A 274-nucleotide genomic window follows, 5' to 3' on the forward strand; every position below is an offset into this window, starting at 1 on the left:
ACATTCCCTTGCAGATTCGTGATGTTCGAGACAGCGGAGGACAAGGACGACTGGATCGGTGAAATCGCGCCACTCAATTGCCCGACGTTGACGGCATCGTTATTTCCCACGCCGTCTGCGATGTTGTGCAGGTTGACCGGACCGCTTGCGCCCGGGCCCCCGAGCGTCACGCTCGTATGCGCATCATTGTCGTACTGCACGGCATTCTTCGTGGCCGAACTGATCTGATTACTGACCGTCGTGCTGAGATTGCCGATCTGCGTGTTGACACTGT

At 57.3% G+C, this 274-nt stretch carries 1 protein-coding gene; it reads right to left on the reverse strand.

Annotation, left to right across the window (positions count from 1 at the left end; translation table 11 throughout):
- On the reverse strand, positions 1-274 hold a 274-nt coding region (locus SB725_RS31190), incomplete at both ends, for a hypothetical protein (RefSeq protein ID WP_410923268.1).

It is taken from the genome of Pseudomonas sp. SIMBA_041 (genome assembly GCF_046535095.1).
GTDB classification, from domain to species: domain Bacteria; phylum Pseudomonadota; class Gammaproteobacteria; order Pseudomonadales; family Pseudomonadaceae; genus Aquipseudomonas; species Aquipseudomonas mucoides.